We start from the raw sequence: 6,707 nt of genomic DNA on the forward strand, positions 1-6,707 counted from the left end.
CACGCGCCGCCTGCGCCAGCACCGTTTCGGCCTCGGCGAGCAGCGGCCGCGACCAGCGCCGGGTGTCCTGCGCATCGAGCGGCACGTAGCGTCCGTCCGCGCCGCGGCGCGCCTGCCGCCGCGCCTCGCAGAACAGCACGAGCGCGAGCAGGCCGAGCGCCTCGGGCTCGTCAGGCAGCAGCGCGGTGATCACGCGCGCAAGCCAGACGCCCTCGCGCGCGAGATCGCCCGGCCCGCCGCCGCGCGGCAGGTCGTCCCAGGCGAGGCCGTAGCAGGCATAGACGGCATCGAGCACCGCACCGAGCCGTGCAGGCCACTCCGCGCGATCGGGGACGGCGAAGGGCACGCCCGCATCGCGCAGCCGTGTCTTGGCGCGCGACAGCGCCTGGCCCATCGCGGCAGGGGTGAGGCAGAACGCGCCCGCGATGCGCGCGGCGTCGAGGCCGAGCACCACCTGGAGCATCAGCGGCGCGCGGATCGCCTCGGCAATCGCCGGATGGGCGCAGGCGAACAGCAGGTCGAGCCGGCGATCCGGCACCGGCTCCGCCTCCGGCAGCGCGGCTTCGCCGGCGAGCAGATCGAGGACCGGTTCGGCATCAAGACGGACGCGCGCGCGGCGGCGGGCATCGGCGAGGCGCCGGCGCGACGCCGTCAGCAGCCATGCCTCGGGCCGCGCCGGCACGCCGTCGCGCGGCCAGGCGACGAGCGCGGCGGCAAGCGCCTCGGCGAGCGCGTCCTCGGCCGCGGCGACGTCGCGCGTGCGCGAGGCGAGCCAGGCGAGCAGGCGGCCGTAGCTCGTCCTCGCCGCCTGCTCCACCGCGGCGCGGGCGTCGCCCTCGATCATGCGCCCGGCGGCTTCAGCACGGGGCGCAGCTCGACCCCGCCGGTTCCCGCGCAGGGCGCCCGCTCGGCCCAAGCGAGGGCGGCGTCGAGATCGGGCACCTCGATGATGAAGTACCCCGCGAGCTGCTCCTTGCTGTCGGCGAACGGCCCGTCCTAGACCTGGCGCGCGCCTCCGCGCAGCCTGAGCGTCGTTGCGGCCGAGGGTATCTCGAGCCCGTTGCCGCTGACGACGAGGCCGGACTCCTTGAGCGCCTGCACATAGGCCATCCAGGCGCCCCAGTAGGCGGAGGCACGGGCGGGATCGGTACGCGCGGCGAACTCGGCCTCGGTCTCGAAGAACGCCATCATCATCTGCATGGTCGGGGTCCTGTCGCTCTGGAAGCAGGAACGCTTCCGGCATGATGACGCATGAGGGGGCGGGTTTTCGACATCGGCGGCGATCTTTTCGTCGTGCGGCGTCCGGGCTGGATTGGCGGGGCAGCCGAGAGGAGGACAGCGATGGCACGACGCATCACCGTGGGGGCCGCCCAGCTCGGGGCGATCCAGAAGGCCGACAGCCGCAAGGTGGCGATCGACCGGATGCTGGCGCTGATGGCCGAGGGCCAACGCCGTGGCGTCGAGCTGATGGTGTTCCCGGAACTCGCGCTGACGACCTTCTTCCCGCGCCACTACGTCGAGAACCTCGACGAGGCGGATCACTGGTACGAGACCGCGATGCCCTCGAACGAGACCGCGCCGCTCTTCGAGGCAGCGCGGAAGTACCGCATGGGCTTCCATCTCGGCTACGCGGAGCTGACGCACGAGGCGGACGAGACGGGGGTGGAGCGCAAGCGTCGCTTCAACACCGCGATCCTGGTGAACCCAGACGGGCGGATCGTGCTCAAGTACCGCAAGGTGCACCTGCCCGGGCACGCCGAGTTCGACCCCGCGCGCACGGTGCAGCATCTGGAGAAGCGCTTCTTCGAGGTGGGCAACCTGGGCTTCCCGGTCGTGCGCAGCCCGATGGGACGGCGCGACGAGGGCCTCAACATGGGGATGATGATCTGCAACGACCGCCGCTGGCCGGAGGCGTGGCGGGTGATGGGGTTGCAGTCGGTGGAACTCGTGATGCTCGGCTACAACACGCCGAGCATCAACCAGGATGCCAAGGGCTGGGAGGCGCACCATCTGCGCGTGTTCCACAGCCATCTGTCGATCCAGGCCGGGTGCTACCAGAACGCCTGCTGGGGGATCGGTGTCGCGAAGGCCGGGATCGAGGACGGCGCGGAGCTGTTCGGCCACTCGATCATCGTCAACCCGCAGGGCGAGATCGTCGCGATGGCGGATACCTGGGAGGACCAGCTGGTCACCCACGACTGCGATCTCGACATGTGCCGGCTCGGCAGGACCAGCATCTTCAACTTTGCCGCGCACCGCCGCCCGGAGCACTACACGCGCATCACCTCGCAGGTCGGTGCGGTCGAGCCGCCGGTGGTCTGAGGGTTGCCGTGCCGTGTCTCCGGCGACACCGATCCTGATCGGTGTCGCCGGTCCACTCGGCTCCACCGGCCGATGGTCAGCGTGCAGGCTGGCAATGCGGATGCGCAGAGCGGTCCGTGCCCATATCGGAACGTCTAGAGCGGCGGCGGAAGTCCGACCAGTCCGGCCGCCTCGTTCACCTGCGCGACGGTGCGTGCATCCAGGGGAACGCCCGCTTCGGTGCGTCGGGCGCGGGTTTCGGCCTCGGGCTCGCCCGGCAGCATCACCGGCCGCGCAGGGTCGATCGGGGTCGCCGACGTGACCCAGGCCGCATACTCGGCGAGCGCTGCCGCGAGCCAGCCCGGCTCGGCTGCCTGCTCCACCGCGACCGCGACGATCATCAGGTTGTTGCCGCCCTGCTCATCGGTGCCGGGCGGGGGGTAGTCGGCGCCGCCGCCCGACAGCATGCCCGCGAGCAGGTCGGTGAACACGTTCAGCGCGTAGCCCTTATGGCCGCCGAACGGGATCATCGCCCCCTCCGGCGGGCCGAAATAGGCGTTCGGGTCCCGCGTCGGCCTCCCGTCCGCGCCGATCACCGCTTCGGTGGGCAGCAGCTCGCCCCTGTTGCGCGCGACCCGCAGCTTGCCGACCGCGTAGTAGGAGGTTGAGAAGTCGAGCACCACGTGCGGCGCCGGCGGGCGCGGCATGCCCATGGCGATCGGGCTCGCGCCGAGCCGCCGGCCGATCCCGCCCCAGGGTGCGATCACGCCGCCGCCAGGACGCGGGGCGTTGCAGAAGAGGATCGTGGCCATGCCGCGCGCGGCCGCCCGTTCGGCGTAGGCGCCGAGCCGCCCGACATGGCCGGCACGGCGGAGCAGCACAGTGCCCGCGCCCGACGCCGCCGCCATGCCACAGGCGCGGTCGGTCGCCGCATTGGCGAGCGGTTGGCCGAGGCCCATCGCGCCGTCCAGCACGACCAGTGCAGGCGCCTCGCGCACCACCGCCACCTCGCGTCCGGCGTGGAAGTAGCCACGCTGGAGCGCCTTCACATAGGGCAGCACGCGGATCATGCCGTGGCTGTCATGGCCGCAGAGATTGGCATCCGCGAGATGCGCCGCCACCGCCGCGGCCTCGGCGTCGGGGCAGCCGACCGCGCGGAACACCGCGTCGGCGACCGCCCGCAGCCGATCAGCCTCGAACAGGCATGTGTCGGGTCCCACTCCCTCCATCGCGCTCATCGCTACGTCGGCGCCCAGATGGGTCGGCGCTTCTCGCGAAACGCCGCGAGCCCCTCCCTGCCCTCATCCGAGGCGCGCTGCATCGCGCTGTCATACGCGAGCCAGGACATCGTGCCGGCATCGAGGGTCCAGCCCGTGGCGCCGAGCATGCTCGCCTTCGAGCGTGCGACCGCACCAGGCGCGGCCATCAGCGCCTCGTCGGCGATCTCGTCCACGCGCGCATCGAGCCGGTCGGCCGGCACGACCTCGTGCACGAGACCGATCCTCAGCGCTTCGGCCGCCCCGAAACGCTCGCCGGTCAGCCCGTAGCGACGCGCCTGACGCAGGCCGAGCGCATGCACCATGTGCGTGCTGATGGGGGTGGGCGCGACCCCGACGCGCACCTCCGTCAGGCCGAAGATCGCGCCCTCCTCGGCGACCGCGACGTCGCAGCAGCACACCACGCCCGCGCCGCCGCCGAAGCAGCCGCCACGCACCTTGGCGATCGTGATCTTGGGCAGCTCGTTCAGCATCTGCATCGTGCGCGTGGTCGCCATCGACGCGACGTAGCCGCGCTCGGGCGCGTACTCGGCCGCGCGTGCGAGCCAGGTGATGTCCGCCCCGGCCTGGAAATGCTTCCCCTGACCCGCGATCACCACGACGCGCACGGCAGGGTCGGTGGCGATCCGCGCGAGCCCGTCCTGCAGGGCCGCGAGCATCTCCTCATCGTAGGCGTTGTTCACCTTCGGGCGGTTCAGCGTGACCCGCGCGATGCCGCGCGCGTCAAGCTCCAGCAGCACCGGTGCAGCCTCGGTCATGGGTCCTCCCGCCTGGTCGCGCCATCCTGCGACGCCAGGGCGGGCGGCGAAAGGTCCCGGCGCGCGGTCCTGCTATTCGGCCGGCTGCGGGTGCGGCTGCCGCACCCCGCTGTCCAGCGCCGCCAGCCGGCGCGCGATCTCGCCCGTCGGCTTGGTCAGCGGGGCCAGCAGGAGATACAGCGCAGGGATCGCGAAAAGCGTAACGAGTGTCGCAAGCCCCATGCCCCCGATCACCACCACGCCGAGCGCCTCACGGCTTTCGGCCCCCGCCCCGGTCGCCGCCGCGAGCGGCCAGGCGCCGAGGATCGTCGCGATCGTGGTCATCAGGATCGGCCTCAGCCGCGCCACCGACGCCTCGAGCACGGCCTCGCGCACGGCGAGCCCCTGATCGCGCAGCTGATTGGCAAACTCCACCACCAGGATGCCGTTCTTCGCCATCAGTCCGATCAGCAGGATCAGCCCGATCTGGCTGAACATGTTCAGCGAGAGGCCGAGCACGAACAGCGCGAGCAGACCGCCAGTCATCGCGAGCGGTGTCGAGAGCAGGATGATGAAGGGATGAACGAAGCTCTCGAACTGCGCAGCGAGCACGAGGAATACGATCAGCAGCGCCAACCCGAAGGTGACATAGAGCGCGCTCGACCCCTCCTTGAACTCGCGGGCCTGGCCGCGCCAGGTGGTGCGCGCATCGGGCGGCAGCACCTCGGCCGCGGCCGCTTCCACCGCGTCGAGCGCCTCGCCGAGGCTGACATCCGGGGCGAGGCTCGCCGTGACCGTGATCGAGCGCAGCCGGTCCTCGCGGTTGAGCGACTGCGGCCGCGCCCGTTCGGAGACCATGATCAGGTTCGAGAGTGGGACCAGCGCGCCCGCCCCGGTACGCACGAAGATGTTCTGCAGGTCGTAGGGCGTGGCGCGATCCGCCGCCTCCGCCTGCATGATCACCTTGTATTCGTTGCCGCGCTCGACATAGGTCCCGACCTCGCGCGCGCCGAGCATGGTCTCGATGGTCCGCCCGATGGTCTGGATCGAGACCCCCAGATCGGCCGCCCGGCGGCGATCGATCTCCACCCGCATCTCGGGCTTGGTCTCCTTGTAGTCGCTGTCGATGTTGATCAGCAGCGGGATCTCGCGCAGCCGCTCCATCACCGCGTCACGCCACTGCACCAGCGTATCGTAGTCCGGCCCCTGCAGGACGAGCTGCACCGGAGTGCGGAACCCGCGCTGCCCGAGCGAACCCGGATTGACGGCGAAGGCGCGCACGCCCGGGATGGCGGCAACCTGCGGGAAGATCTCGCGTGTGAGATCCTGCTGCCTGACAGTGCGCTCGTGCCACGGCGCAAGGCGCAGGAACACATTGGCGGTGTTCGAAATCGCCGGCCGGCCGAAGCCGCCCATCGAGGCGAACACGATCACCGCATCGCCACGCTCGACATAGGGCCAGAAGATCTCCTCGACCTTGAGCACGTGCTCGCGCGTATAGGCGAACGAGGCGCCCTCGGGCGCGGTGATGGGCACCACCACGACGCCTCGATCCTCGGTGGGCGCGAACTCCTTGGGCAGCGCGACGAAAAGCGCGGCCGCCACCATCGACACCACGCCGGCCCCGGCGAGGACCAGGATCGGCGCGCGCAGCGACCGGTCGAGCGCCCAGCGGAAGCCGCGGTTCAAGGCGACGAAGGCGGGCTCGGTCCAGCGGACCAGCCGTCCGTCGCTCTCGTGTCCGCGCAGCAGCTTCGAGCACATCATCGGCGTGAGCGTGAGCGCCACGAAACCGGAAACCAGCACCGATGCGGCCAGCGCGAAGCCGAACTCCGTGAACAGTCGTCCGGTCTGACCCTCGAGGAACGAGATCGGCAGGAACACCGAGATCAGCACGAGCGTGGTCGCGATCACGGCGAATGCGATCTGGCGTGCGCCACGATAGGCCGCCACCAGCGGCTCCTCGCCCTCCTCGATGCGGCGATGGATGTTCTCCAGCACCACGATCGCGTCGTCGACGACGATGCCGATCGCCAGCACCATGCCGAGCAGGGTCAGCACGTTGAGCGAGAAGCCCAGCGCCGCCAGCGCGATGAACGAGCCGATGATCGAGACCGGGATCGCGACGGCCGGGATGATCGTCGCCCGCAACGAGCGCAGGAACAGGAAGATCACCGCCAGCACCATCGACAGCGCCACGAACAGGGCGTGGAACACCTCGTAGATCGACTGGGCGATGAACAGGCTCTCGTCGTAGCCGTAGACGATGCGGATCCCCTCCGGCAGGGCCGATTTCAGCCGCTCGATCTCCGCCTTCACGCCCTGGGCGACGGCGAGCGTGTTGGCGGTGGACTGACGCTGGATGCCCATGCCCACGCCGGTCTGGCGCATC

At 70.8% G+C, this 6,707-nt stretch carries 6 protein-coding genes and 1 pseudogene; 1 reads left to right on the forward strand and 6 read right to left on the reverse strand.

What is annotated here, in order from left to right:
* From ACTIFU_RS21600 to ACTIFU_RS21610, 3 genes and pseudogenes are all read right to left on the reverse strand, one after another.
* Positions 1-844: DUF6596 domain-containing protein (locus tag ACTIFU_RS21600; RefSeq protein WP_439580391.1), on the reverse strand; the 844-nt coding region annotated here is incomplete at its 3' end.
* Positions 841-984, reverse strand: a pseudogene (locus ACTIFU_RS21605) (YciI family protein); the annotation flags it as partial. The gene ACTIFU_RS21600 and the pseudogene ACTIFU_RS21605, both read right to left, overlap by 4 nt.
* A 12-nt stretch (positions 985-996) precedes the next feature.
* Positions 997-1,200 (reverse strand): hypothetical protein, encoded by a 204-nt coding sequence (locus tag ACTIFU_RS21610; RefSeq protein WP_439580392.1) that lies wholly within the window; start codon positions 1,198-1,200, stop codon positions 997-999.
* Between the two features lie 141 nt (positions 1,201-1,341).
* Between ACTIFU_RS21610 and ACTIFU_RS21615 the strand changes: the two genes are divergently transcribed.
* The gene (locus ACTIFU_RS21615) at positions 1,342-2,322 is read left to right on the forward strand and encodes an N-carbamoyl-D-amino-acid hydrolase (RefSeq protein WP_439580393.1); all 981 of its coding nucleotides are present in this window, start codon (positions 1,342-1,344) and stop codon (positions 2,320-2,322) included.
* A gap of 134 nt (positions 2,323-2,456) precedes the next feature.
* Here the strand turns inward: ACTIFU_RS21615 and ACTIFU_RS21620 are convergent, their stop codons facing one another.
* The 3 genes from ACTIFU_RS21620 to ACTIFU_RS21630 all read right to left on the reverse strand — a co-directional run.
* Complete coding sequence (locus tag ACTIFU_RS21620; RefSeq protein ID WP_439580394.1) at positions 2,457-3,521, reverse strand: Ldh family oxidoreductase; 1,065 nt, start codon at positions 3,519-3,521, stop codon at positions 2,457-2,459.
* Between the two features lie 20 nt (positions 3,522-3,541).
* On the reverse strand, positions 3,542-4,336 hold the full coding sequence (locus tag ACTIFU_RS21625; RefSeq protein ID WP_439580395.1) for an enoyl-CoA hydratase-related protein: 795 nt from the start codon (positions 4,334-4,336) through the stop codon (positions 3,542-3,544).
* 72 nt (positions 4,337-4,408) lie between these two features.
* The coding region (locus tag ACTIFU_RS21630; RefSeq protein ID WP_439580396.1) for an efflux RND transporter permease subunit at positions 4,409-6,707 on the reverse strand (2,299 nt) is incomplete at its 5' end.

Source organism: Elioraea sp., from assembly GCF_051860475.1.
In the GTDB taxonomy this organism is placed as follows: Bacteria; Pseudomonadota; Alphaproteobacteria; order Acetobacterales; family Acetobacteraceae; genus Elioraea.